This is a genomic window from Sandaracinobacter sp. T42, from assembly GCF_059115405.1.
In genome coordinates, this window is sequence record NZ_CM181101.1 from 1,085,670 (window position 1) to 1,108,590 (window position 22,921).

The following is a 22,921-nucleotide window of genomic DNA, read 5'->3' on the forward strand; positions in this document are numbered from 1 at the left end:
CCTAGTCGCAGACCACTATCCCGCGCTTGCCTTCCAAGCCGATCAGTTCCTTGTTCGCCGTGAAGTGGAAGCCGTCTTTGACCCGCTCATCATCGACGTTTTTACGCTCGATGTCATGGCCGAGATGCTGCACCGTCCGTTGCGCTTCCTCAGCTATCTGGAACTGCGCGTGCTCTATGGTGACAAGGTGCATAGCCTGGCGGGACGTAGCCTTCCACTTAAGGCGTGCATGAGTGTTCCTCTCAGCGCACCCAAGCCCCGCAGATGCCAGATGAAGGGGCTAAGCCATCGCACCAAGCGCTAGGACAACTCTGTGACCCCATCGGGACCCACGCGGGCGGACGCGCCGCCCGATCATCCGTAAGTCATTGAAAAATGGTGGACGCACTAGGGCTCGAACCTAGGACCCGCTGATTAAGAGTTAGTGCGTCTGCCTAGGACGCGATCGACAGACATCCTGAAAACAACGCCCTTCCAGCATATTCCCCACCTGATGCCATCCGATGCCATTGCATGCTTGATTGCTGTCGCTTACTATTTGATTGCTAGATGTGATCAACGGAGCCTGCGGCCATGCCCACCACCAGCGACAAAAAGTCGAAACGCCTGACGCTCGACACCGTGAAGGATGCGAAGCCGGGCGAGCGGGATGCGTTCCTGTGGGATGCTGACATCAAGGGCTTCGGCCTGAAGGTCACGCCAGCCGGCAGCAAGGTCTACATCTACCAATATCGGGTTGCGGCGCCTGGAGAGTCCGCAATCACGACGGCCAAGCGCTACACCATCGGCCGGCATGGCTCGATTACCCCGGAGCAAGCCCGGCGCCGTGCCAAGGAATTGGCGGCGATGGTGACCAACAAGATTGACCCCATGCAGGCCGAGAAGGCGGAGCGTGACGAGCGCAACCGGCTGGCGGCGGAGGCTGCCGAGAAGGCGAAGGCTGACACGCAACTTGCCTTCAGCCGCTATGCCGGCCTGTGGCTTGACCATTACGAGAATGAGAAGGGCCGGCGCCCTGCCAGCGTGCGCTTGGCGGCTTCCATCGTGCGCAATCACCTGAAGCCGGCGCTGGGCGACAAGCCGATGCCGCACATCACGGCGGCGGACATTAGGCCCATCATCGATGACATTCCCCTGAAGCGCAAAGGGCTGCGGCGGGCGGTATTCGCCTATGCGTCGGTGCTGTTCGGCTGGGCGGTGAAGCGGGGCGACATTGCCGAGAGCCCCCTTGCCAAGATGGCCCGCCCTGAAGCCCCGAAGTCGCGCGATCGCGTGCTTGAAGACACCGAACTGGTGCGGGTGTGGCGGGCAACCTTCGAGGTGTCGGAAACCTTCGGCCCGTTCTTCCGCTTGCTGGTGCTGACGGGGCAGCGCCGCGACGAGGTTGCCGGCATGGCATGGGCGGAACTGGACAAGGCGTCGGCCACCTGGACCATTCCGGCCGCGCGCTCAAAGAACGGCGTTGCGCAGATTGTGCCCCTGTCGGCCCCGGTGCTGAAGGAACTGGACGCGCTGGCGCGGCTGGGCGAGCTGGACAAGAACGGGAAGGCGATCGAGGCATGGCCCAAGACCGGCCTGACGTTCACCACCACCGGAGAGACGCCTATCAGCGGCATGACGAAGGCGAAGCGGGCGCTTGACGAGGCGGTGGCCAAGGACGGCGGCAAGGATGCCGAGCGCAACCCGCTGCCCGAATGGCGCGTGCATGATCTGCGCCGCACGGTCGCCACCGGCCTGCAACGGCTGGGCGTGCGCTTCGAAGTCACGGAGGCCGTGCTGAACCATGTGAGCGGCGCCAAGGGCGGCATTGCCGGCATCTACCAGCGGCATGACTGGAAAGAGGAAAAGCGGGCCGCGCTGGACGCATGGGGGCGCCATGTGGAAGCCATCCTGAAGCCGGCGACGACCGACAATGTGGTGTTGCTCGGCAAGAACAAGAGATTGGCGTAGCGTCTCACTTACATCTTTTTTTGAGTATGCCCCTCCCCCTATCCTCCTAAAGAGGGCAAGGAGGCATCCTCAGAATCTGGGCGAGGCTCAAGGGGAGAGGGATGCTTCAATCTGTCGAGCTTTTTGCCGGCGCTGGGGGCCTTGGGATGGGCTTGGCGTTGGCGGGGTTCAAACCGGGCGCGGTTATCGAGTGGGATCGGTGGGCGGCCGACACGCTCAAGGAAAACCAACAACGTCACTTTCCCCTTGTGGACGGTTGGCAGATACATTGCGGCGATGTCCGGACCTTCGATTACAGCTCTGTTCAAGGTGATGTCGACCTGGTGAGCGGGGGGCCGCCTTGCCAGCCGTTCTCGATGGGCGGAAAGCACAAGGGTAATGGGGATAGGCGGGACATGTTTCCGGCAACGGTCGATGTCATTCGGCAGCTCCGCCCGCGCGCGTTCATCGTTGAGAATGTGAAGGGATTAACCAGGGCGGCATTCTCCAATTACCTGCAATATATCGAGCTGCAGCTTCAGCATCCCGAACTTGTGCGCACGGATGACGAGACGGTCGACGATCATAACGCCAGGCTACAGCGGGAGCATACAGCCAACGCCGGCGGCCTTCGGTACGATCTTGTAAGGACGCTGGTGAACGCGGCTGACTATGGCGTACCTCAAAGGCGTGAGCGAGTTTTCATCGTCGGCTTCCGACGCGATCTCGGGATCGAGTGGAGCTTCCCAAGTCCGACACATTCGCTCGACGCCCTTTTGGTCAGCCAGTTTGTTTCGCAGGAATACTGGGATCGGCACAAGCGCCGAATGCCGCCCGAGTTGGAGCTTGGGCGGAAGATGGGCGGGCGGCTCGAGCGGATGCGGATTGCTAACGACATTGCCGAGCATCGTCTCCCTTGGCGTACGGTTCGCGATGCTTTGGCAGGTATGCCGGAACCAAGAAGGGTGGAGACTCCCGGTTGGTTCAATCACCGGCTTCAAGAGGGCGCCCGATCCTATCCCGGGCATACTGGTAGTCCGCTAGATCTGCCGGCGAAAACCCTCAAGGCGGGGGACCATGGCGTGCCAGGCGGCGAGAACATGATGGTTTGCGATGATGGCAGCGTCCGCTATTTCTCGGTGAGGGAGAGCGCTAGGCTACAAACCTTCCCGGATACTTTCGTCTTTCATGGGTCTTGGACGGAGACAATGCGCCAGCTAGGCAATGCCGTGCCGGTCAGCCTTGCTCATGTGGTGGCACGATCGGTTGCGGAAAAGCTACTCGAGGCAAGTCACAGTGAAATGCTGGCGACTGCGGCTACAGCTGCATGAGCTTCGACCCCTACGATCCTCTAGACGATCGCAACCTTGGTGCCAGCGTGGCCGAGGCTCTACTCGAGCGGGAGCCAATGCCCATGGGAACGATGCCCCAATTCGACGGGGCGGGAGTTTACGCGATTTACTACACGGGCGAGCATCCGGCCTATGAGCCGTTGGCAGCTCGCAATCGAGACGGGCAGTTTGGCTGGCCGATCTACGTTGGGAAGGCTATCTCAGAGGGCGGCCGGCAAGGTGGTTTCGGACTAGGTGGCAATCCCGGGCCTCGGCTAGCGCGCCGCCTAAGAGAGCATGCGGGCTCCATTCGCCAGGCTATCAATCTCCAGATCGAAGACTTTTGGTGCAGGGCCCTAGTGGTCAAAGAGATATGGATACCGCTGGGGGAGGCGATGCTCATCACGAAATACACGCCGATCTGGAACACGTATCTGGATGGCTTCGGCAATCATGCGCCCGGCTCCGGCCGGAATATGGGTTTGAGGCCTCGGTGGGATGTGATGCACCCTGGAAGGGCATGGGCGACCAGCCTTCAACCCCGGACGGAAACAGCCGAACAGCTGGCGGCCGAGGTCCTAACCTCCCTGGCTTCAATCAGCGTCCCTGATCATCCCAAGTTCCATAAGGTCTAGATGGGCGTCGACACTCAAGCTGCGCTTCAAGGTGACGTACAAGCCGCCGATGTCTCAACGGCTCTTGCTCATATCCTGCCGGTCGATTCCTTCGACGAGATTGCCTGCCGGCCAATATCCGGCTCACACTGGATCATTCAACCGATCGTCGACGGCCTCCCGATCGCCAGCCTCGAGCTTTTCATCGGCCGACGATACTTATCCGACTTCCGGGAGCTGACAGTACTCGAAGGCGAGGGAAGCCTCGCTGTGGCTGAGGCGTCGCCGATCGGGCTCGATCTATGCCAACGGCTGGCAGCGCATTTTGGCGGCTGGTGGCGGCCGTCGGATCATGGGGAGTGGCAGCGGCTGGGCCCGATGTGATTGCCTAGGCAATGAGAACGATCAGCAAGAGAGAGCGCGCTATCGGGCCGCGCTGGACGCATGGGGGCGCCATGTGGAGGCCATTCTGAAGCCCGCGAAGGCAGACAATGTGGTGTCTCTGGACGCCGCGCAGAGATCGGCGTGAGCCGATAAACGCGGCCCGGCCGGGTGCTGGAACCACTCGACCGGGCCTAACCGCAACCGTCTGAAATGGAGACGATCATGGCTGAGATGAACCTACACCCCAAAGGCCCGGACGCAATCGGGGAGCTTTCCGAGCTGGAGCGCGCCTGCATTCTGGCGCTTCGCCGGGATGCAGCCTCTAGGGTGCCACCGGACCCCGAGACGCTTCGCATCAAGCGAGAGCAGGCCGAATTGCGCGCCATGACATTCGCGGCCCGGAATGCCCGGGCGGTGCGCAATGTCGCGGCGATCCTGCACTCGATCAACCTGGGCGAGATGCTGGAGCGGGTGCAGCCCAAGGAAGGGGAAACCATGGATACGCATTGGGCAGCCCTGGACCTGCTGAGGGCGGCCCGTATCGAGCTTTCCACTGTCGGCAGCGGGGACGCGCCCGGCTGGGATGACTTCGGGGACGTGCTGGCGAAGCATGGCCTGTGCCTGTTCGAGCCAACCGAACCGGAGAGCGCCGTCATGAGCCGCGCCGCCTAGTTGTTCCTCGAAAGGGGCGGCAAACGTGCTCTGCGGGCACTGACAAAACTGACAAAACCCCCCACCTAGGGGGCGGGGATAGGCCGGCCAGCCGACAAGCGCGACACTCCGACGTGCTTCCCCGTTCCACCATCGGAGCCGCACCGGAGGCGGGATGAAGCACTCTAAGGACGGCCCGGCACCTTTGGATGCCGATGCTCTTTTCGACCCATTGGAGAGAGAAGAGAGATTGTTTTGGGCGACCTTTTGGCAGTCCGATGCCGCCATAAACAGAACATTCGAAGATGCTGGCCGAACAGGTGGCGGCTACCAAGCTAAGGCTCTTTTTGAGAATGCTGAGAGCGAGGTTCAGAAGTTTGTATTTGGGTTGAACGAGAGAGGTTGCCTGCGCATTTCTCCCGTCGAACTGGCTACGCGACTGCTTCAGCAATATGTCGATCAGAAGAGGCAGGTCTTTCGTAGCCAGAACTTGCGCCTGCAGGGCAGTCCGATGATTACAGTGCTCGACAGATGTTGGGCACAGTCATTGCGCGAACTCAAGGCGCTAGAAGAGACTGACCCGAGGTGGGCGCTCAAGAAGGGTCCGATTCTCTCTAATGGTAGCCTACGCGAAGCGAGGGCGCCGGCGTTCAAGAGCGGTCGGCAGCCTCCAGATGCCGACATTCTCGCGAAGGCAGACGAGATGAAAGCGCGCGGGCTGGATAGCCGAACCATAGCAGCAACAATGCGGCACGAAACTGGCTTCGAGAACGTGGCAACGACGCATGTCCGCACGCTACTCCAAGGACGCTGGCAGCCTGGAAGGCCAAGAAAAACAGCAGGATAAAACGCGCAGCCATTCGCGCACATGGGCATTTCGCTGCGCATTTTTAGCAGGATTAGGAAGGCGTCACCGACAACATGAGGTGACTGCCAATGCAAACAGACATTCTGAAAACCCCCGAGGCGGCTGGATATGTCCGGCTTGGGGTGCCGACGCTGGAGCGCTTGCGCCTTACCGGTGACGGCCCTGCCTTCCTGAAGCTGGGGAAGGCCGTGCGCTATCGCAAAGCCGACCTGGACGCATGGCTGGAAAGCCGCATCACTCGCTCCACCAGCGAGGGGGTGTGACATGCCCCAGAAAAGCGAAACCCCGCACGAGGGCGGGGCGTCGCGGAATCAAATTGGTGTCTGGTTCCGCTGCGCTTCTACCCCCTCCGACCTTCAGGTGCAAACGCTGATCGCGCTGCACAATGTCCGTCCCGAGCTTGCTGCGACCATCGCAGCGCTCGCTTTTGGTGGAGGCGCCAATGGCTAGCGCCTATCCTGATGCGCCCGGCTTCAAGGGGCCGGATGGCACGAGCGAGGCGGCGGCGGCGGCGATCGCCCCGAGCGTTCCCCGCCTTCGCCTGATCGCGTTGCGCGTGCTTGCCATGCTGGGCGCGGCAACCGTGCTTGAGGCTGTCGCGGCGGCCAAACTGCCCCGCGAAGCGCTCCAGCCGCGTTTCTCGGAACTGCGGGCGGCGGGGCTGGTGGAGCCGACCGGCGATCGGCGGCGCAACCCGTCTGGCAAATGGGCGGCGGTGCTGCGGCTGACGGCCAAGGGGTGGGAGGTGCTGGCATGATGGACCTGCACCAGTTGCGGGCCGACAACCCGCTTTCCGCTGTCGCGGGCGCACATATGCGCCTTCACCGCGCTGGTCGTGAGTGGAAGGGGTGCTGCCCCTTCCATTCCGATCGGACCCCTAGCTTCACCATCTTTGCCGGTGGCGATCGCTTCCATTGTTTCGGCTGCGGCGCGTCTGGCGACGTGCTGGACTTTGTGCAGCGGTTGCACGGCGTCGAACTGGTGGAGGCGGCCCGGATGCTGGGCGCGGGCGATCTGCCGTGCGTGCCGCTGCCGGCCCTGCCACCAGCCGGCACCACCGACCGCAGCGACGAGGCGCGGGCAATATGGGAAGCGGCCCTGGATGCCCCGCAAACGCCCGCTGAAGCCTATCTGCGGTCTAGGGGTATCACGGACCCGCCACCGCCTGACATTCGCTTTGCGCGACTCCCTGTTGGCCGTGTGGAGCCTCTGCCGTGCATGGTGGTGGCGGTGCGCGACGTGGCGGGTGAGGTGACGGGCATCCAGCGCATATTCCTGCGGCCCGATGGGCGCGGCAAGGCCGACATGCCCAAGCCCAAGCTGTCGCTGGGGCGCATCGCCGGGGGTGCCATGCGGTTCGGCCGCGTGAAGCCGGGCGAGGTGCTGACAGTGTGCGAAGGGCCGGAGGATGCGCTGTCCATCCGGCAGATGTTCGGCCTTTCCGTCTGGGCGGCGGCCGGCGCTGCGAACCTGCCGGCGATGCGCTTTCCCCGCCATGTCCGGCGTGTGGCGATCGCGGCCGACAACGACGAGGCGGGCGAGCGGGCGGCGAAAGAGGCGGTGCGGGCCTTCACCCTGCAAGGGCTGATCTGCCGCATCATCCGCCCCGCTGCCGGCTTCAAGGACTTTAACGACGAACTGATGAAAGGGGCGCGCTGATGGCTGCGACCGCATTTGACGAGCGGCTGCAAGCCGCACCTTCCGACACCTGGCCCGACCCGCTTCCGTTGCGGGATGAACTGCCGGCCGTGCTGCCGTTTGACCCCGGCTTGATGCCGGCCCGGCTGCGGCCTTGGGTTGCCGACATTGCCGAGCGCATGAACTGCCCGATCGACTTTGTTGCCATTCCGGCGATGATCGCGGCGGGTTCGCTGATCGGCCGGCGTATCGGCATCCGGCCGCAAAGGCGCACGACGTGGCTTGAGGTAGGCAATCTGTGGGGGTGCGTTGTGGCGCGCCCTGGCAGCCTGAAAAGCCCGGCAGCGGCCGAAGCGCTGAACCCCCTGCGCAAGCTGGAGGCTGAGGCGGCAGAGGCGCACCAATCGGCCCTTGCCGATCACAAGGCAGCCGAAGTCTTGTTCAAGATTGAACGGGACCAAGCCGAAGCGGCAGCGCGGATGGCTTTGAAGGACAAGGCGGGCGGGCGCGGGCTTGCCATGCGGGCACTGTCGGACGTGCAAGAGCCGGAGGCGCCAGCCGCCAAGCGCTATCTGACGAGCGACGCGACGGCGGAGAAGCTTGGCGAGATATGCGCCGGCAACCCGAATGGCATCATGGTGCACCGCGACGAGCTGATGGCCCTGCTTGCCGATCTGGACCATCCCGAAAAGGCATCGGCGCGGGGGTTCTTCCTGACGGGGTGGAGCGGCCTGGACGGCTATACCTTCGATCGCATCATGCGCGGGACGGTGCGGGTGCCGGCGGTCAATCTGTCGCTGTATGGCACGACACAACCGAGCCGCCTTGCCGGCTATGTGCGCGAAAGCATCCGGCGCTTTGACGACGGCATGGTGCAGCGCCTGCAACTGCTGGCATGGCCCGACTGTGCATCGGAGTTTCGGGAGGCCGACCGCTATCCCGATGGCGAGGCACGGCGGGAGGCACACCTGTGCTTTGCCGACCTGTCGCGGCTGGACGCGGGCGCGATGGGGGCGGAGGTTGACGCCTTCGACGGGCCGGGCGCGGTGCCGTTCCTGCGCTTTGCCGGCGATGCCCAAGAGCATTTCAGCGAGTGGCGGGCCGATCTGGAGCGCACGGTGCGCGGCGATGACATACCGGGTCCGCTGGCAGCGCACCTGTCCAAGTATCGCGGGCTGCTGCCCCGGCTCGCGCTGATCTGCCATCTTGCGGGCGGTGGCTATGGGCCGGTGTCGCTGTCGGCGCTGAAGCAGGCGCTCTGCTGGGCGGAGTATCTGGAGAGCCACGCACGGCGGGCCTATGCCTCCACCAGCCTGGACAATGCGGAAGCCGCACGGCTGATCTGGCGTCGCGTGCGCAAGGGCGATCTGCCGGCCCTGTTCACGGCGCGGGACATTTACCGCAACGGATGGGTGGGCCTTGGCGACAAGGACCGGGTGACGGCGGGCCTTGCGGCGCTGCTGGAGGCCGAATGGCTGATTGCCGGCAAGGTGGAGCCCGGCAGCCAAGGCGGGCGCCCGTCTGCGGTGCACATTCCCAACCCCAAGGCGCTGCGGCTGTGACGCGGGCGACGGGCGGGGGTTTTGTCGGTTTTGTCGGTTCCCGCAGGTGCGAGTTTCCCCGCGCACCTGCGGCACCGGCCCGGACGGAAAGGGCAGGCCATGAGTGAGCGTGCAAAGATGGCGGACATGCCGGACTGCAAGGCGGAGCGGCGCAAGCTGATGACGGCGGCGATGATGAACCCCGCCACCGCGCACGCGGCGATTGCGCACGCCCTGCTGAAGCCAATCAGCGGCGACGATCTGGACCAAGAGGAACTTACGCTGGGGGTGCACGAGCGATTGAAGGCGGTGCGCGCCGGCAAGCTGGGCAGCGTGCACAACATGCTGGCGGCCCAAGCCTTCAGCCTGGACGCGCTGTATGCCGAGATGATGCGGCGCGCGATGCTGAACCTAGGCGAGTATCCCGACGCGGTGGAGCGCTACACGCGGCTGGCCCTGAAGGCGCAAGCGCAGAGCCGGGCGACGCTGGAGGCGCTGGCGAAGATGCACCAGCCACGCGAACAGACGGTGCGCCATGTGCACGTCGACAACCGGGGCGGCCAAGCCGTCATTGCCGAGACCATCCAGACGGGGGGGCAAAATGGAAATGCAGTCGGACAATCCCATGCAACCGGAGCGGCTGGCATCGGCGGCGCGCTGCCTGGCCCGGACGCGATCGGGTGGGCAGTGCCAAGCCCCCGCAGTGAAGGGCCGGAAGCGGTGCCGGATGCACGGCGGGACCAATCCGGGGGCGCCTAGGGGCAACAAGAACGCCTGGAAGCATGGCGCGCGATCGGCGGAGGTGGAGGCGCTGGTGCGGGAGTTGCGGGAAACATGAGCCCGACTGACGATTGACGATTTTCGGGTGCGAAGGACCAACATCAAGGGTAAGGAAAGCACATGGGCAAGATGGAACGCATTGCGCCGGACCCTCTGTTGGCAGGGTTCTACAGCATCGGGGATGCCACCCGACTGCTGGGCGCTTCTCATGCCTCCAAGCTTCGGAGCTGGGTCAACGGGCGGCCGTCTGCGAAGGTCGGCCCAATTGTCGATCGGGACTTCAAGAATACCCCCACTGTCAGCTTTCTCGACCTGATGGAGCTGCGGTTCATTGAGTTTTTCAGGGGGCAGGGTGTTTCGATGCACACCCTCCGCAAGGCGGCGGAAATGGCGCGTAAGGAGTGGAGCGTTCGACACCCCTTTGCTCTGTCGGAGGTGAAATACCTCACAGACCGCCGGAAGGTTATCGCTCGCGCGTCGGAAGACCTGGGCGATGTCCGCACGTGGGAGCTTGCAACTGGTCAATTCCTGATTTGGGAAGCGATTGAGAAGAGCATTGCAACCGGTGTCGAGTTTGACCCTTCTACCCATTTGGCAACGGCGTGGCGGCCTAGACCGGGCGATCATCCGAATATCATTCTCGACCCGTCGCGCGCGTTCGGAAAGCCCATTGTCGATAATGCGGGCATACCGACCTCCGCGCTTTTCCGGCAGTGGAAAGCCGAGGATGGGGACTTTGACCGTGTCGCGCGGTGGTTTCGAATTGAAAGGCCGCAGGTGGAAGATGCGGTCCGCTTCGAGCTTGAACTGGCGAGTTGAGGATACGAGCTGACGAACACGTGGCCGAAGCCATCGTGAGCGCGATCCGCGAGATCGCGTTACGCGATGGGTGGTCAATCGACTCTGTTGTAGGCGCGGGGCACAAAGGCAGAGACGATGTGCACTGGATTACTGCCTTCATGGCAGACGGCGGCAACGCAATCCTAACGGCTGATCGCGACTTCCTGGACAGCCCGCCGCAAGTGACGGCAGTCTTCAATACAGGTGCGAAGGTTATTCACCTCCCCCCGAAGTGGGGCACTGCACGCGGGGCAATGCAGTCAGCACATATCCTCATGTGGTGGGGGCGCATCGAAGAATGCCTTGTGAGGATGTCGCCTCGCCAATGCTATCGCCCCCCCTGGAACATCAAAGAAGTTGGCCAGCTGAACCAAGTGCCGCTGGATTTTCAGTCTGCTCAAAAGAAGCTACGGAAGGCCCGACAGAGGTAGGCATGTGCGCCGCGTCGAAAGGTTATTGATCTACAGCATGAGAACAGGGACAAACATCTTGCTGGCAGCTTTGGCCGCCCTGATGGCCGCGATGGTCGGCGCAAACGCGCAGGACGGTAGCGGATGGCTTGCATTGAATGCGTCCCAGACCAGCGTCATCTTTATACGCACGCCACTGGTGCAACCGACGGGCCCAATCAGGCGCGCTTGGGTCCACATCAGCCAAGTGAGGCCGAAGGGCCGAATGTATTACGCCCGATCTCTATATGATTTTGACTGCGCCGGTGGGCGAGCCAAGTTTTTGCATGGTTCGTCCTATGACGATCAAGGGGGCGTCATAGTGTCAGGTGATACTCCCGGCAACGATTGGAATTTCGTTGCGCCGGACACTCTGCTCGATACAGCTATGACGTTCTCATGTGGCTCCAGACATGTCGCCGATCCATCACGAAATTGGGTCGAGGTAGGTCCCGACCCGGAAGTAGGAATGAAAAGGCTGAGAGCAGCTGAGGTCGGACAAACCCGATAGCCTACCCACAGGTGCAGTCATGGTGCTTCAACCGGCTGCGCTGAACCCCCATAACACCAACCACATGCTTGCTATTTGATTGCCAACCGACCGCAACAAGGCGTTGGCGGGCTATCGCTGCTGGGTAAGTCATTGAAAAGTATGGTGGACGCACTAGGGCTCGAACCTAGGACCCGCTGATTAAGAGTCAGCTGCTCTACCAACTGAGCTATGCGTCCGTCACCATTTCGGCGGAATTGGACCGCCCGGGGTGTTCGCCCCGTGGGAGGCGGGCATTTACAAAGCGGAATCGGGCTTGTCCAGCCGATTCTCCAATCCGGCCTCAGATATGTTTCAGATGCCTTTGCCGGTACACGCCCATCAGGATGCCCAGCGCGATCATCACCGTAAGGGCCGCGCTGCCGCCATAGCTGACCAGCGGGAAGGGAATGCCCACCACAGGCGCCAGCCCCATCACCATCATGCTGTTGATCAGCACATAGAAGAAGATGGTCATCGAAAGCCCGGCGGCCAGCATCCGTGCGAAGTGGGTCTGCGCGGACAGCGCCACCCGGATGCCCCAGTTCAGCACCAGCCCATAGGCGATCAGCAGCCCGGCGCCCCCCATCAGGCCCCACTCCTCCGCCATGGTGGCGAACACGAAATCGGTGTGCTGTTCGGGCAGATACTGAAGATGGCTCTGCGAGCCTTCGAGGAAGCCCTTGCCGAACACCCCGCCCGATCCGATCGCGATCTTGGACTGGGTGATGTGGTAACCCGCCCCCAGCGGATCGGCGGAGGGATCGAGGAAGATCAGCACCCGCCGCTTCTGGTAATCATGCAGCAGGTTGTAGAGCAGCGGGAGGGAGGCGAGGCCCGCCGCGCCGGGGATGAGGAACCATTTCAGCGGCAGCCCGCCCAGGAACATCATCGTCAGCCCGCCCGCCGTGATCATCAGCGCGGTGCCCAGATCGGGTTGCAGCATCACCAGCGCGGCGGGCGTGCCGATCAGCGCCAGCGGCGGCCAGATGCCCGCCAGCTTCGCCGGATAGCCGCGCGGCAGATAATGATAGAAGCGCGCCAGTGCGATCACGACCGCGAGCTTCATGAATTCCGAAGGCTGAAGCCGGATGAAGCCCAGATCCAGCCAGCGCTGGGAGCCGCCCGCGATGCCGCCCACCACCTCCACGCCGATCAGCGCGACGAGAACGGCCGCATAGAGCGGGTAGGCGATCTTCAGCCAGAACCCCAGCGGCACCTGCGACAGCAGGATGGCGAGCCCCATGAACAGGCTGAGGCGCACCGCATGGTTCATCGCCCAGGGCTGCAGGCTGCCGCCCGCCGCCGAATAGAGCACCACCACCGCGAAGCCGCCGATCGCCGCCACCAGGAAGATGATCCGCCAGGGCAGTTGCAGGATGCGCTGCGGCCAGCGCGAGTTGAGCAACCCGCCGATCATGGCGCGCCGCCTGCGGCAGGCACTGGCGCGGGCGCGGCTGCGGCTGCGCGCGCGGCTGCCGCCTCCGCCGCTGCCCGGGCCGCGGCTTCCTCGGCGGCGCGGCGCGCCCGTTCGCGCGCCTCAAGTACGCCGGCGAGCTGTTTTTCGGCGGCGGGGCGATCATAGATCCAGGTCAGCACGTCGCGCGCGATGGGGGCCGCCGCGCGCGATCCGCCAATGCCATGTTCCACCACCACGCTGATCGCATAGCGCGGATTGTCCACCGGCGCGAAGCCGATGAACAGCGCGTGGTCGCGGAACTTCCAGGGCACGTTTGCGCCGCCCCGCGCGCTGCCCGATATGCGCCGCACCTGCGCCGTGCCGGTCTTGCCGCCCATCGCCACGCCCGGCACCCGCAGCATCGAACCGCGCGCGGTGCCGCCGGGGCCGTTCACCACATCGTCCATGCCGCCGCGCACCACGTCCAGATATTCGGGCGGGATGGGCAGGGGGGCGAAGGGCTTGGGCGCAGGCCCGGTCAGCATGCGCGGCTCCACCATGCGGCCGGTTGCGATGCGCGCCGTCATCACCGCCAGCTGCAGCGGGTTCACCACGACATAGCCCTGCCCGATGGACATGTTCAGCGTGTCGGCCACCGTCCAGTCCTTGTCGAACCGCTTCCGCTTCCAGGCCGGATCGGGAATGTCGCCGGCGCGCTGCACCGGCATGGGAATGTCGAACTTGTGGTCCAGCCCCAGCGTTCGCGCCATGTCCGCCACGGCCTGTGCGCCCACGCGCCGCGCCATGGTGTAGAAATAGACATTGCAGCTTTTCGCGATGCCGGATCGCATCGCCACCGTTCCGTGGCCGGATCGCTTGTGGCAGTGCCACACCGCCCGGCCATAGCGGTAGCTGCCGCCGCAATGCACCTGGTCCGTCGGCAGCACGCCGTTCGCCAGCGCCGCCAGCGCCGTGACGGGCTTGAAGGTGGAACCGGGCACATAGAGCCCCTGCAGCGTCTTGTTCAGCAGCGGCTTGCGCTCGTCCTCCTGCAGTTCCTTCCACAGCTTCGAAGGGATGCGGTTGGAAAACACATTGGGGTCGAAGGCCGGCATCGACAGCAGGCATTTGATGTCGCCTGTCACCACGTCGATCACGGTGACCGAACAGCTTTCGTTGCCTACCCGCGCCGCGGTGAAGGCCTGCAGGGCCCGGTCGATCGTCAACTGCACCTGCTGGCCCGGCGTATCTGGCCTTGTGTCCAGCTCGGCCACGATCCGGCCGCGCGCATTCACTTCCACGCGCCGCGCGCCGGGTTTGCCGCGCAGCACCGCGTCCTTCGATCGTTCCACCCCGTCCTTCCCCACGCGGAAGCCGGGCAGCAGGTAGAGCGGGTCCTTGGTTTCCAGATATTGTTCGCGGGTGGCGCGGCCGACATAGCCCGTCACATGCGCGAAGGCCTCAGCATCGGGATAATGGCGCACATAGCTGCGCATGGGTTGCAGGCCCGGCATGTCCGCCAGTTCCAGGTTCAGGGCGGCGAAGGCGTCCCAGCCGATGTCGTTGGCGATCGTCAGCGCGGCCGAAGGCGGAAGCCCCTTCGCTTCCTCCCGGATGCGGTCCAGATCGGCGGGCGCCAGCGGCACGATTGCCGAAATGCGCGCAAGCGCCTCTTCAAGCTCTCCGGCCAGGGAGGGGATCAGATCCACGGCATAGGCCGGGCGGTTGGTGGCGATGGCGGCGCCTGTCGCGTCCAGGATCCAGCCGCGGCGCGGCGGAATCAGGTGCAGGGCCACCCGATTGTCCTCTGCCGCGACCTTGTACTTGTCGGCCTCCGCGATGGAGAGCTGCGCCATCCGCCCGATCAGCGCCACGCCTGCGCCGGCCTGTACGGCGCCCAGAAAGAAGGCGCGGCGGTCGAACATGCGGCCATTTTCGCCTTCCGCCGCCACAGGATCAGCTGCCCGAAATGGCGAGCCGGCGGTGAATCTTCGCCGCGACCGACGCGGCCAGCGGATAGGCGACTGCCGTGATCAGCCCCTGCACAAGGAAGGGCAGGGCGGGGGCGGACAGGCCCATGAAGCCGTTCAGCTGCCAGGCCAGCAACTGCGCCGCCATCACCAGCAGCCCGGCAAAGCCCCAGTCGATCGCCAGGCTGTGCCCTTCCATCCGGCTTTCGGCGATGCGCACGGCCCCGATCACCAGCGGGAAGATCAGGCCCCAGATGCCCAGCATGCCGCCGAAAAGAAGATCCGCGAAAAGGCCCAGCAGAAACCCCCCCCAGACCGGCATCAGGCGCGGCTGGATGCTGGCCCACATGATCAGGAACAGCAGCGCCAGGTTCGGCATCACCCCCCAGGCCAGCGGCAGGGGCAGTGCCATCGCCAGCAGCGCCAGCAGGACGGTGCCGGCAGGCACCAGCCGGCGGACGATCTCGCCGGCGCCGGCCCTGTCCTTTACCAGATAGCTCATCGTGCGGGCTGCGGGGCCGGCGCGCGCGCTGCGGCTGCTGGGGTCGCAGCGGCAGAGGCGGCGGGTGCAGGAGACGGGGTGGCAACTGCAGGCACGGCCGCCTGCCCGCCGGGCGAAGCGGGCGGCACGGGCCTGTCGGCCTCGGGCCGGGCGGGCGCTGCAGGCACGAAGTCCGGCAGCGGCAGCCATGGCGCCTCGATCATCACGGTTCCAAGACCTGTCGGGTTGGCCAGCGGACGCGCGCGGGGCGGATTCCCTTCCGCATCGATGATCACGGCGACGGGAATGCCGGGCGGGAACAGACCGCCATCGCCCGACGTTACCAGCCGGTCGCCCACCCGGATCCTGTCCGAACCGGATGCGATGTCGAACTGGAAGTCCAGCAGGGTGCCGCCGGTTCCCACCAGCAGCCCTGTCCAGCCGGTGCGCAACACCTTCACCGGCACCCGGCTGTCGGCGTCTGTCAGCAGCATCATTCGCGCGGCCTGCCGTCCCACGTCTGTCACGCGGCCGGCAAGCCCGCCCGATGCAATCACCGGCATGCGCGGGCGAACCCCGTCCGACAGGCCCGCGCTCAGGATCGCCTGCCGCTGCCCGGCGCCTGCCGAAACGGCAGAGGCGACGGCCGAAGCCACCAGTCGCCGCTCGGGCCGGCGCAGCGCCAGCAACGCTTCCATGCTGTCCAGCTCGGCGGCCAGCCGCTCTGTCTCGGCCGCGCGCCGCTGGGCGGCCTTCAGGTCGGCGGCCAGCTGCCGGTTCCTTTCCACCACGCCCATATGCTCGCCGATCAGCCCGCCCAGCCGCCGCACGCCTTCAACCGGCGCCATGGCAACCGAGATCAGGGGCGAAAGGGCGTCGGCGGTGGCGCCGCGCATCCGGCCGCCCAGTTCGGGATTCACCCGCTGCAGCAGCAGCATCAGCAGCGCAAACGCGATAACGACGCCTGCGAACAGCGCCCCCAGAAGGGCCAGGTTGCTGTCCCTTCGGGCGAAACTGGTGCGTCGCGCGGGGCGCAGGCGCGATGGGTTCGGCATCCGGTTCATGCAAAATCCACGATGGGCGCGATCCCGGCGGTCATCAGGCTCCCATCAGCACGCCGCGATAGATCGGATCTTCCAGCGCCCGGCCGGTGCCCAGCGCCACGCACGACAGCGGATCTTCGGCCACCGTCACCGGCAGGCTCGTCGCCTGACGCAGTGCTTCGTCCAGCCCGCCCAGCAGGGCGCCGCCGCCGGTCAGCACGATGCCCTGGTCCACGATGTCGGCCGCCAGTTCCGGCGCGGTATTCTCCAGCGCGAGCCGCACCGATTCCACGATCTGGGAAACCGGTTCGGACAGCGCGTCCGCCACCTGGCCCTGGTTGATGGTGATTTCCTTGGGCACGCCGTTCACAAGGTCGCGGCCCTTGATCTCCAGCGTGCGGCCGATGCCGTCTGCCGGCGGCAGGGCGGTTCCGATTTCCTTCTTGATCCGCTCGGCCGTCGCGTCGCCGATCAGCAGATTGTGGTTGCGGCGGACATAGTTGATGATCGCTTCATCCATCTTGTCGCCGCCCACGCGGACGCTGGTGGTATAGGCGAGGCCGCGCAGCGACAGCACCGCCACTTCGGTCGTGCCGCCGCCGATGTCCACCACCATCGAGCCGATGGGTTCCGTCACCGGCATTCCCGCGCCGATGGCGGCCGCCATCGGCTCAAGGATGAGATGGACCTGGGAAGCGCCGGCATTGTTGGCGGCGTCGCGGATGGCGCGCCGTTCCACCGGGGTGGAACCGGAAGGAATGCAGACCACGATTTCGGGGCCGCGCGGCACCCAGCCGGATTTGCCGTGCACCTTGTCGATGAAATATTTGATCATGTCCTCGGCCACCTCGATGTCCGCGATCACACCGTCGCGCATCGGCCGGATGGCCTGCACATTGTCGGGCGTCTTGCCCATCATCAGCTTGGCGTCGTTGCCCACCGCTTTCACCTGGCGGCGGCCGTTCACCGTTTCCAGCGCCACGACAGACGGTTCGTTCAGAACGATGCCCCGTCCACGGACATAGACGAGCGTGTTGGCGGTTCCGAGGTCGATGGCCATGTCCTGGCTCAGGAAACCGAAAATGCGGCTGAAGAAGTTCACGGGTCTTGCTGGCCTCTTGTCAGGCGTCTTGCGCCGGTCTTCCGGGATTGGGCGTTTGCGGCAACCATGCCCGCTGGCCACCCGTGGCCTGCCGCGCCCGGTTTTCGCCGCGCATCAGGTCTGGCCGGAAGCGCGAATCGGGGCGGCAGGGCCGCGTCAGGCGCCTGTGCAGACACTGTTGCGGATTGACCAAGTGGAATAGGCTGTCGCTGACGGGCACGCAACCATTCTTCTAAGGCATCCGCCGGGCAATCCGGCTCGTTTCGGCCCGGTTCGCCGCGCCGATCCGGCGCAGGCGGCCTTGCCCACTTGAGCTCCCGTCCGGCAGGCGGCAACAGCAGGGCATGCCCATCCGCCGCCTTCCCAGCCATCTCGTCGACCGAATCGCGGCCGGCGAAGTCGTGGAACGGCCCGCAAGCGTGGTGAAGGAACTGGTCGAGAACAGCCTCGACGCCAACGCCTCGCGGATCGAGGTGCAGGTGTCGGGCGACGGCACCCAGCGCCTCCTCATCGTCGATGATGGCCATGGCATGGCGCCGGCGGAAATGCGCCTTGCCATCGAACGGCACGCGACATCGAAGCTGCCCGACGATGATCTGCTAGCCATCCACAGCTTCGGCTTCCGGGGCGAGGCGCTGCCTGCCATCGCGTCGGTCGCCCGCTTCACGATGGAAAGCCGCCCCGCGGGGGCCGAAACCGGCTGGCGCCTCCAGCTGGACGGCGGAGCGCTTCTGTTCGACGGGCCGGCGGGCCTCCCCCCTGGAACCCGCATCGCAGTGGACGGGCTGTTTTCCCGCGTGCCGGCCCGCGCGAAGTTCCTGAAAAGCCCGCGCACCGAAATCGCCGCGATCCATGATGCGCTGCGCCGGCTTGCCATGGCCCACCCCCATGTGGCCTTCCGTCTGCTGCACGAGGGCCGGCGCCTGCTGGATGTCACGGCAGAGCCCGAGCCCGGCGTTCCTGGCCTCGCCCGGCGTGTCCAGTCGCTGCTGGCCGATGGCGCAGACATGGTGCCGGTGGATTTCGAGCGCCCCGATCTTCGCATCGGCGGCCTTGCGGGGCTTCCCGCCGCTTCGCGCGCCACATCCGAGCATCAGTATCTGTTCGTGAACGGCCGCCCCGTGAAGGATCGCCAGCTGGTCGGCGCGCTGCGCGGGGCCTATGCGGATCGCCTGCCCGCCGGCCGCCACGCGGTTGCGGCCCTGTTCCTCGACCTTCCCACGCACGACGTCGACGTGAACGTGCATCCGGCCAAGACGGAAGTGCGCTTCCGCGACCCGGCGCGGATCCGCGCCTCCCTCATCTCGGCTATCCGCGCCAGCCTGGAGGACGCGGGCATCCGCCCGGTGCGGGCGGCTGGGCAGGCGCTGGCCGCCGCCTTCGCGCCCCCGCCCGCGCAGCTGTCGCTGCCGGCCGCGCCCGCGCAGGCGCCTCCATCGGTGGCGACGGCCCTGTTCGTGTCGGATACGGCCCTCGCCTGGGCGCCGCCGCAGGGCCGTTCGCCGGAGACGCTGGCGCCCGGGCCGATGCCCCATCCCGGCGGGGATTATCCGCTGGGCCTGGCGCGCGGGCAGATCGCCAACGCCTATATCGTGGCGGAAAGCAGCGATGCGCTGGTGCTGGTGGATCAGCATGCCGCGCATGAACGGCTGGTGCTGGAAGCGATGCGCGGCCGGGCCGGCGGCGCGCCGTCCGCGCAGCCGCTGCTGGTGCCGGAGGTTGTCCAGCTGGCCGAACAGGCGGCGGACACGCTGGAATCCGCCGCGCCGGCGCTTCTTGAACTCGGGCTCGAGCTGGAACGCTTCGGACAGGATGCGATCCTCGTGCGGGCCCTGCCGGCCGCGCTCGGCACGCCGCCGCTGAAGCCGCTGCTGACGGATCTGGCGGATGAAATCGCAGGGGGCGACGGCCCCCGGGCCCTGGTCGGCCGGCTCGATCACATCGCGGCCACCATCGCCTGCCACGGCAGCGTCCGCGCCGGGCGGCCGCTGAACCTCGCGGAGATGAACGCCCTGCTGCGCCAGATGGAAGCCGTGCCCGCCAGCGGGACCTGCAACCATGGCCGGCCCACCTTCCTGAAGCTGACGAAGGCGGATCTGGAAAAGTTGTTCCACCGCCGTTGAACGCCATGCCGATTGATCCGTCGCAATCCGTTCGTCGCAAAGCCGTGGCATCGGCTTGACGGACTGACCCGGCGGGCCAATGCTCAGCCGATCCACCCGGGAGAATGATCTTGAAGTCCTATCTGATTGCGATGCTGGCGGGCGCGACGGCGCTGTCGGCCTGTTCGACCCCGTCTACCCCGTCGCTGCGGCCAAATCCGGTTTTCACGGTGAACTACCGCTGCGCAAGCGGAGAGGCCGTGACCGTCCGCTACTTCGACGAGCAGGGGACAGCCGTGCTGGTGCGTGGCGGCCAGAACATGGAACTGAACCGGGTTTCCAACACGCCGCTCACCTATCAGGGCGGGCAGACGACAATTGTCGCCGACGCGGGGCGCATGGGCATCAACCTGACCACGGGCATGATGGCCCCCACCAGCTGTCAGGCCACCAGCGCCAGCGGCCGCCCGCCCGCGCCGCCGTCCCAGCCCGCGCCGCCCCCGGCCCCGCCCTCGCCGCCATCGGCCCCGGCTGAAATGCGCGTCACCTACAATTGCACCAACGGCGAACAGATCAGCGTGCGCTACTTCCCGCAACAAGGCGTGGCCTCGTTGAATCGCGGCGGCACCACGACGGAGCTTCAGCAGCAGTCCACGCCTCCGGGCTTCACCTATACCGGCCAGAATACCGTGCTGCGCGTGCAGGAGGATCGCCTGCGCCTGACGATGACGGTGGGCATGATGGCCGGCACCAACTGCACGGCGGCCTGAGGCGGCGATGCGCCCCCTTGCTGCCCTGGTGGGGCTGGCCGCTCTGGCGGCCTGCGCCCCGAAATCGCCGCCGAACACGCTCGACGCGCGGATGAGCGGCACCTTCAACTGGATATGCGCTGGCGGAACGCCCGCCACCGTCACCTTCCATGATGATGCGAAGCTGGCCGATCTCACCATCGAGGGGCAGACCATCCAGCTGCTCCGCATGCCCACAAGCCGGGGCTGGCTGTATCAATTCGGATCCACCCAGATCAGCGGCAGTCCGGACAGGATGCAGATTTCCAGCCAGCAGCACGGCAATCTGGATTGCCGGCCCAACTAACGAGGAGACTGATGATGAAACCGATCCTGTTCGCAAGCCTTGCGGCTGCCGCCCTGGTCGCCGGCTGCAACAAGCCGGCCGCCGCACCGGAAGCGCCCGCCCCCGAAGCCACGGCCCCTGCCCCTGAAGCAGTGGCCCCCGAAGCCACTGCCCCTGCGGCCGCGCCCGCTGGTGTCGTCGGCGCCGACCTTCCGGCCGACAACAGCACCCCCGCCGTCAAGGCGGAGATCGAAAAGGCCGCCGCTGCCGCCGGTGTTCCGGCCACGAAGCAATCCCGCACCACCTTCGCCTGCGACAATGACGAGACGATCGAAGTCCGCTTCTTCCCCGATCAGGGCATCGCGGTGCTGGTGCGCGGCGGCAAGAATACGGAGCTGAACGGCGAACCGGTCGCCTCGGGCTTCAAATACACGAACGGCCAGACGACGATTCAAGGCAAGGGCGACGAGCTGACCCTGAATGTCGGGATGATGGCCGGGACGAAGTGCAAGGCCAAGGCCGGCTGAAGCCGGCACGAGAAGGGCGGGGTTTCCACCCCGCCCTTCCTGTCGTTTACCACGCGCGGCATTGCCGCGCGCGGTTTCTCTTCATCCTGAACGGATGTTCCCGCCGCCTCAGGCGGCGAGCGCGCTGCGCCCCCGCTTCACGATCAGCTTGTTCAGCGCATTCACATAGGCCCGGGCCGAAGCCACCAGCGTGTCGTTGTGGGCGCCGACGCCGCGAACGGTCCGGCCATTCTCGGCCAGCACCACGCTCACTTCGGCCTGCGCGTCCGTTCCCGCCGTCACGGCGGACACTTCATACAGCTCCAGCGTCGCATCCTCGTGCGGCACCAGCTTGCGCACGGCATTGAACAGCGCATCCACCGGGCCGTTGCCCTTCACCGCCGCCGTCGATTCCTCGCCGTCGATCGACAGCGTCAGGATCGCCCGCTGCGGCCCGGTCGAGCCGCAATAAACCTCCACCTCGGTCACCTGGATCCTGTCGTGGCCGCGCAGAACCTCGTCGTCCACCAGCGCCACGATATCCTCGTCGAACACCTGCTTCTTGGCGTCCGCCAGCGCCTTGAAGCGCTGGAAGGCATCCTGGAACTCATTGTCGGACAGCTGGTAGCCCAGCGTTTCCAGCTTGTCCTTGAAGGCGGCGCGACCCGAATGCTTGCCCAGCACCAGGCTGGAATGGGATTGCCCCACGCTTTCCGGCGTCATGATCTCGTAGGTGGAGCTGTCCTTCAGCATCCCGTCCTGGTGGATTCCGCTTTCATGCGCGAAGGCGTTCGCGCCCACGATCGCCTTGTTGGGCTGCACATGCATCCCCGTCACGGCGGAAATCAGCCGGCTGGCGCGCGTGATCTCGGTGGAAACGATGCCGGTGCGGTAGGGCAGCACATCATGGCGCACCTTCAGCGCCATGGCGATTTCCTCGACGGCGGCGTTTCCGGCCCGTTCCCCGATGCCGTTGATCGTGCTTTCCACCTGGCGCGCCCCCGCCATCACCGCCGCCAGCGTATTGGCGACGGCCAGGCCCAGATCATTGTGGCAGTGGGTGGAAAACACCGCCAGATCGGCGTTCGGCACCCGGCCGATCATGTCGCGGAACATCGCGCCGTAGGTTTCGGGCGTTGCGTAGCCCACGGTGTCGGGCAGGTTGATGGTGCGGGCGCCGGCCCTGATCGCCGTCTCGATCGCCTTCGCCAGGAAATCCGGTTCGGACCGGGTGGCATCCTCGGCGGACCATTCCACATCGTCCACCAGGTTGCGCGCCAGGCCAACGGATTCGCGGATCGATTCCAGCACCTGTTCGGGCGATTTCAACAGCTTCACCTTCATGTGCAGGGGCGAAGTCGCGATGAAGGTGTGGATACGCGGCCGTTTCGCCGGCTTCAGGGCCGCGCCGGCACGTTCGATGTCGGCCCGCGCCGCGCGCGCCAGGCTCGCCACCACGGCGCGCTGGCACTGCCGGGCCACGGCCTGCACGGCTTCGAAATCGCCTTCGGATGCGATGGCGAACCCTGCCTCGATGATGTCCACGCCCAGCGCTTCCAGTTGCGCCGCCACGCGGAGCTTCTCTTCAAGGTTCATGGAGCAGCCGGGGGACTGCTCGCCGTCTCGCAAGGTTGTGTCGAAAATCAGGATCTGATCGGCCATGTCTGCCTCTTGTCGCGAAAGATCGTCT

At 65.5% G+C, this 22,921-nt stretch carries 26 protein-coding genes and 1 tRNA gene; 19 read left to right on the forward strand and 8 right to left on the reverse strand.

Features of this window, described 5'->3' with window-relative positions:
• Position 1: 1 nt before the first annotated feature.
• The gene (locus tag ACW9TV_RS05120) at positions 2-193 is read right to left on the reverse strand and encodes a hypothetical protein (protein ID WP_494304775.1); all 192 of its coding nucleotides are present in this window, start codon (positions 191-193) and stop codon (positions 2-4) included.
• A gap of 380 nt (positions 194-573) precedes the next feature.
• Between ACW9TV_RS05120 and ACW9TV_RS05125 the strand changes: the two genes are divergently transcribed.
• The 15 genes from ACW9TV_RS05125 (at position 574) to ACW9TV_RS05195 (ending at position 11,536) form a co-directional block, all read left to right on the forward strand.
• Positions 574-1,950, forward strand: a complete 1,377-nt coding sequence (locus ACW9TV_RS05125; protein ID WP_494304776.1) for a tyrosine-type recombinase/integrase — start codon at positions 574-576, stop codon at positions 1,948-1,950.
• A gap of 101 nt (positions 1,951-2,051) precedes the next feature.
• A complete protein-coding gene (locus ACW9TV_RS05130) occupies positions 2,052-3,260 on the forward strand; it encodes a DNA cytosine methyltransferase (RefSeq protein ID WP_494304777.1) in 1,209 nt (402 codons plus the stop codon).
• Positions 3,257-3,895, forward strand: a complete 639-nt coding sequence (locus ACW9TV_RS05135) for an Eco29kI family restriction endonuclease (protein ID WP_494304778.1) — start codon at positions 3,257-3,259, stop codon at positions 3,893-3,895. Before ACW9TV_RS05130 ends, ACW9TV_RS05135 begins: the two co-directional genes overlap by 4 nt.
• Positions 3,896-4,258 (forward strand): hypothetical protein, encoded by a 363-nt coding sequence (locus ACW9TV_RS05140; RefSeq protein WP_494304779.1) that lies wholly within the window; start codon positions 3,896-3,898, stop codon positions 4,256-4,258.
• 222 nt (positions 4,259-4,480) lie between these two features.
• Positions 4,481-4,930, forward strand: a complete 450-nt coding sequence (locus ACW9TV_RS05145) for a hypothetical protein (protein ID WP_494304780.1) — start codon at positions 4,481-4,483, stop codon at positions 4,928-4,930.
• 154 nt (positions 4,931-5,084) lie between these two features.
• A complete protein-coding gene (locus ACW9TV_RS05150) occupies positions 5,085-5,756 on the forward strand; it encodes a hypothetical protein (protein WP_494304781.1) in 672 nt (223 codons plus the stop codon).
• 89 nt (positions 5,757-5,845) lie between these two features.
• Positions 5,846-6,040: a helix-turn-helix transcriptional regulator gene (locus tag ACW9TV_RS05155; protein WP_494304782.1), complete on the forward strand. Its 195-nt coding sequence runs from the start codon at positions 5,846-5,848 to the stop codon at positions 6,038-6,040.
• A 179-nt stretch (positions 6,041-6,219) separates the two neighbouring features.
• Positions 6,220-6,534: a hypothetical protein gene (locus ACW9TV_RS05160; RefSeq protein WP_494304783.1), complete on the forward strand. Its 315-nt coding sequence runs from the start codon at positions 6,220-6,222 to the stop codon at positions 6,532-6,534.
• Complete coding sequence (locus tag ACW9TV_RS05165; protein ID WP_494304784.1) at positions 6,531-7,436, forward strand: DUF7146 domain-containing protein; 906 nt, start codon at positions 6,531-6,533, stop codon at positions 7,434-7,436. Before ACW9TV_RS05160 ends, ACW9TV_RS05165 begins: the two co-directional genes overlap by 4 nt.
• A complete protein-coding gene (locus tag ACW9TV_RS05170; RefSeq protein WP_494304785.1) occupies positions 7,436-8,977 on the forward strand; it encodes a YfjI family protein in 1,542 nt (513 codons plus the stop codon). Before ACW9TV_RS05165 ends, ACW9TV_RS05170 begins: the two co-directional genes overlap by 1 nt.
• A gap of 117 nt (positions 8,978-9,094) precedes the next feature.
• Complete coding sequence (locus tag ACW9TV_RS05175) at positions 9,095-9,715, forward strand: hypothetical protein (RefSeq protein ID WP_494304786.1); 621 nt, start codon at positions 9,095-9,097, stop codon at positions 9,713-9,715.
• Positions 9,660-9,794, forward strand: a complete 135-nt coding sequence (locus ACW9TV_RS05180; protein ID WP_494304787.1) for a hypothetical protein — start codon at positions 9,660-9,662, stop codon at positions 9,792-9,794. The genes ACW9TV_RS05175 and ACW9TV_RS05180 overlap by 56 nt, the downstream gene beginning before the upstream one ends.
• A gap of 62 nt (positions 9,795-9,856) precedes the next feature.
• Positions 9,857-10,555: a hypothetical protein gene (locus ACW9TV_RS05185; RefSeq protein ID WP_494304788.1), complete on the forward strand. Its 699-nt coding sequence runs from the start codon at positions 9,857-9,859 to the stop codon at positions 10,553-10,555.
• 20 nt (positions 10,556-10,575) lie between these two features.
• Entirely contained in the window at positions 10,576-11,007 is a 432-nt protein-coding gene (locus tag ACW9TV_RS05190) for a PIN-like domain-containing protein (protein ID WP_494304789.1), read from the forward strand.
• 91 nt (positions 11,008-11,098) lie between these two features.
• Positions 11,099-11,536, forward strand: coding sequence for a surface-adhesin E family protein (locus tag ACW9TV_RS05195; RefSeq protein ID WP_494305038.1), 438 nt, complete (start codon positions 11,099-11,101; stop codon positions 11,534-11,536).
• 142 nt (positions 11,537-11,678) lie between these two features.
• On the opposite strand, the gene ACW9TV_RS05200 is transcribed toward ACW9TV_RS05195, so the two are convergent.
• The 6 genes from ACW9TV_RS05200 to ACW9TV_RS05225 form a co-directional block, all read right to left on the reverse strand.
• Positions 11,679-11,754: transfer RNA gene (locus ACW9TV_RS05200), tRNA-Lys, on the reverse strand.
• Positions 11,755-11,858: 104 nt separating this feature from the next.
• Positions 11,859-12,974 (reverse strand): rod shape-determining protein RodA, encoded by a 1,116-nt coding sequence (gene rodA, locus ACW9TV_RS05205; protein ID WP_494304790.1) that lies wholly within the window; start codon positions 12,972-12,974, stop codon positions 11,859-11,861.
• Positions 12,971-14,878, reverse strand: a complete 1,908-nt coding sequence (gene mrdA, locus ACW9TV_RS05210; RefSeq protein WP_494304791.1) for a penicillin-binding protein 2 — start codon at positions 14,876-14,878, stop codon at positions 12,971-12,973. The genes rodA and mrdA overlap by 4 nt, the downstream gene beginning before the upstream one ends.
• 31 nt (positions 14,879-14,909) lie before the next feature.
• Positions 14,910-15,425 carry a rod shape-determining protein MreD gene (gene mreD, locus ACW9TV_RS05215; protein ID WP_494304792.1) on the reverse strand — a complete coding sequence of 172 codons (516 nt, stop codon included), beginning with the start codon at positions 15,423-15,425 and terminating at the stop codon, positions 14,910-14,912.
• On the reverse strand, positions 15,422-16,468 hold the full coding sequence (mreC, locus tag ACW9TV_RS05220; protein WP_494304793.1) for a rod shape-determining protein MreC: 1,047 nt from the start codon (positions 16,466-16,468) through the stop codon (positions 15,422-15,424). Before mreC ends, mreD begins: the two co-directional genes overlap by 4 nt.
• A gap of 34 nt (positions 16,469-16,502) precedes the next feature.
• Positions 16,503-17,549 carry a rod shape-determining protein gene (locus ACW9TV_RS05225; protein WP_494304794.1) on the reverse strand — a complete coding sequence of 349 codons (1,047 nt, stop codon included), beginning with the start codon at positions 17,547-17,549 and terminating at the stop codon, positions 16,503-16,505.
• A gap of 344 nt (positions 17,550-17,893) precedes the next feature.
• On the opposite strand from ACW9TV_RS05225, the gene mutL reads away from it, so the two are divergent.
• From mutL to ACW9TV_RS05245, 4 genes are all read left to right on the forward strand, one after another.
• Positions 17,894-19,672 (forward strand): DNA mismatch repair endonuclease MutL, encoded by a 1,779-nt coding sequence (mutL, locus tag ACW9TV_RS05230; RefSeq protein ID WP_494304795.1) that lies wholly within the window; start codon positions 17,894-17,896, stop codon positions 19,670-19,672.
• A 110-nt stretch (positions 19,673-19,782) separates the two neighbouring features.
• Complete coding sequence (locus ACW9TV_RS05235) at positions 19,783-20,421, forward strand: MliC family protein (protein WP_494304796.1); 639 nt, start codon at positions 19,783-19,785, stop codon at positions 20,419-20,421.
• 7 nt (positions 20,422-20,428) lie between these two features.
• A complete protein-coding gene (locus tag ACW9TV_RS05240) occupies positions 20,429-20,746 on the forward strand; it encodes a hypothetical protein (RefSeq protein ID WP_494304797.1) in 318 nt (105 codons plus the stop codon).
• A 14-nt stretch (positions 20,747-20,760) separates the two neighbouring features.
• Positions 20,761-21,252 (forward strand): MliC family protein, encoded by a 492-nt coding sequence (locus ACW9TV_RS05245; RefSeq protein ID WP_494304798.1) that lies wholly within the window; start codon positions 20,761-20,763, stop codon positions 21,250-21,252.
• Between the two features lie 108 nt (positions 21,253-21,360).
• Here the strand turns inward: ACW9TV_RS05245 and ACW9TV_RS05250 are convergent, their stop codons facing one another.
• Positions 21,361-22,893 carry a 2-isopropylmalate synthase gene (locus ACW9TV_RS05250; RefSeq protein ID WP_494304799.1) on the reverse strand — a complete coding sequence of 511 codons (1,533 nt, stop codon included), beginning with the start codon at positions 22,891-22,893 and terminating at the stop codon, positions 21,361-21,363.
• Positions 22,894-22,921 lie beyond the last annotated feature (28 nt).

Coding starts and splice junctions, on each gene's coding strand:
- ACW9TV_RS05120 (WP_494304775.1), bottom strand. CDS start 193: ATGCACCTTGTCACCATAGAGCACGCGCAGTTCCAGATAGCTGAGGAA.
- ACW9TV_RS05125 (WP_494304776.1), top strand. CDS start 574: ATGCCCACCACCAGCGACAAAAAGTCGAAACGCCTGACGCTCGACACC.
- ACW9TV_RS05130 (WP_494304777.1), top strand. CDS start 2,052: ATGCTTCAATCTGTCGAGCTTTTTGCCGGCGCTGGGGGCCTTGGGATG.
- ACW9TV_RS05135 (WP_494304778.1), top strand. CDS start 3,257: ATGAGCTTCGACCCCTACGATCCTCTAGACGATCGCAACCTTGGTGCC.
- ACW9TV_RS05140 (WP_494304779.1), top strand. CDS start 3,896: ATGGGCGTCGACACTCAAGCTGCGCTTCAAGGTGACGTACAAGCCGCC.
- ACW9TV_RS05145 (WP_494304780.1), top strand. CDS start 4,481: ATGGCTGAGATGAACCTACACCCCAAAGGCCCGGACGCAATCGGGGAG.
- ACW9TV_RS05150 (WP_494304781.1), top strand. CDS start 5,085: ATGAAGCACTCTAAGGACGGCCCGGCACCTTTGGATGCCGATGCTCTT.
- ACW9TV_RS05155 (WP_494304782.1), top strand. CDS start 5,846: ATGCAAACAGACATTCTGAAAACCCCCGAGGCGGCTGGATATGTCCGG.
- ACW9TV_RS05160 (WP_494304783.1), top strand. CDS start 6,220: ATGGCTAGCGCCTATCCTGATGCGCCCGGCTTCAAGGGGCCGGATGGC.
- ACW9TV_RS05165 (WP_494304784.1), top strand. CDS start 6,531: ATGATGGACCTGCACCAGTTGCGGGCCGACAACCCGCTTTCCGCTGTC.
- ACW9TV_RS05170 (WP_494304785.1), top strand. CDS start 7,436: ATGGCTGCGACCGCATTTGACGAGCGGCTGCAAGCCGCACCTTCCGAC.
- ACW9TV_RS05175 (WP_494304786.1), top strand. CDS start 9,095: ATGGCGGACATGCCGGACTGCAAGGCGGAGCGGCGCAAGCTGATGACG.
- ACW9TV_RS05185 (WP_494304788.1), top strand. CDS start 9,857: ATGGGCAAGATGGAACGCATTGCGCCGGACCCTCTGTTGGCAGGGTTC.
- ACW9TV_RS05195 (WP_494305038.1), top strand. CDS start 11,099: ATGGTCGGCGCAAACGCGCAGGACGGTAGCGGATGGCTTGCATTGAAT.
- rodA (WP_494304790.1), bottom strand. CDS start 12,974: ATGATCGGCGGGTTGCTCAACTCGCGCTGGCCGCAGCGCATCCTGCAA.
- mrdA (WP_494304791.1), bottom strand. CDS start 14,878: ATGTTCGACCGCCGCGCCTTCTTTCTGGGCGCCGTACAGGCCGGCGCA.
- mreD (WP_494304792.1), bottom strand. CDS start 15,425: ATGAGCTATCTGGTAAAGGACAGGGCCGGCGCCGGCGAGATCGTCCGC.
- mreC (WP_494304793.1), bottom strand. CDS start 16,468: ATGAACCGGATGCCGAACCCATCGCGCCTGCGCCCCGCGCGACGCACC.
- mutL (WP_494304795.1), top strand. CDS start 17,894: ATGCCCATCCGCCGCCTTCCCAGCCATCTCGTCGACCGAATCGCGGCC.
- ACW9TV_RS05240 (WP_494304797.1), top strand. CDS start 20,429: ATGCGCCCCCTTGCTGCCCTGGTGGGGCTGGCCGCTCTGGCGGCCTGC.
- ACW9TV_RS05245 (WP_494304798.1), top strand. CDS start 20,761: ATGAAACCGATCCTGTTCGCAAGCCTTGCGGCTGCCGCCCTGGTCGCC.
- ACW9TV_RS05250 (WP_494304799.1), bottom strand. CDS start 22,893: ATGGCCGATCAGATCCTGATTTTCGACACAACCTTGCGAGACGGCGAG.